1 protein-coding gene is annotated in these 1122 nt (G+C 56.8%); it reads right to left on the bottom strand.

Annotation, left to right across the window (positions count from 1 at the left end):
* Positions 1-1122, bottom strand: a 1122-nt coding sequence (locus tag KE671_RS23165; protein WP_206164790.1) for an autotransporter outer membrane beta-barrel domain-containing protein, incomplete at both ends; no start/stop codon positions are given.

The following is a 1122-nucleotide window of genomic DNA, read 5'->3' as shown; positions in this document are numbered from 1 at the left end:
CGCGGGTACCATTTTTCTCGATGTGGGTATCGGCCTGCACGTCCATCCAGGTCACCTGGACTTTAGGTTGAATGTACAGCGCGTTACGTTCGCTGAATTCGGCCAGTTTCCAGGTGTAGCCCGTTTCGACAGAGGCGGTGATGCCGTCCGAGTCATACTTTTCAGACGCCAGTCCCTGGCCGGATACGGTGTTGTCAAACCAGTTGTAGAGCATCCAGCCATCGACATAAGCACCGGTTTTATCGGCGTCGTTGGCATACCAGGTGCCGTACAGACCGGCGCTGTAGCCGCTGATCTCCCCGCGTGATGTGTAGCCGGTCAGGCTGGAGTGGCTGCGGCTCTTGCTGTTGGCGTAACCGGCCATCAGACCCAGATGCCAGCGATCCTTACCGTTGGTGCTCCATTGCGCGATATCACCGCCCAGTTGCATCACATAGCGGTTGCTCTGGGTGCTGATTTGCCCGGAACCGTCCCTGAAGCGGTTATGTCCGCCGATGTGGCGCATCCACAGACTGGTGACCTTCTGCTCGCCGGTTAACGCGTCGGTGTACTGGGTTTCACCCAGACGATCGTGAAGACGGGTGTTGAACAGCGTGTTGGCCGCAAGGGTATTCGCCAGATAGCTGCCGGTTTCCGGGCGATACTGATGTTCAACTTCCGGGACGACAGGAGACTGTGGAACGGGCTGTTCTGGTGTTTCTGGTGAAGCTGGTGCTGGCTCATCCGGCGGTAATGGCTCCGGGATAGCCTCGCTGGTCAGATGCCAGTTCTGGTTGTTCTTTTTGATGATATTGTAGTCGTATGCGCCCGCGATGATACGACCTTCTTTTACAAAGGTACCGTTAGAGGCACCTTCCACTTCCACGATGGGGATGCCTTCTACCGTCTGCGAACCGCCGCCGCCGGCGTTGGTGACGCTGATGCGCGTGGTACCACTGGTATCACCACGAACAATCATTTTATCCGTTGCCGAGAGGTCATCACCCAGTACGGTACGCAAGGCCAACAGACCGTTGTTGCCCGCGTAATTACCGTTGATGGTTAACGTGGTCGGAGTAAACGCCGCTCTGACTTTTGCAGGGGAGGAGAGCGTTGCTGAACCTGCCAGATCCAGCGAATTCA

The organism is Citrobacter amalonaticus (assembly GCF_018252635.1).
Taxonomy (GTDB): domain Bacteria; phylum Pseudomonadota; class Gammaproteobacteria; order Enterobacterales; family Enterobacteriaceae; genus Citrobacter_A; species Citrobacter_A amalonaticus_E.
Note: the sequence above shows the minus strand (reverse complement) of the source record. Positions and strands in the feature narration are given on the sequence as shown.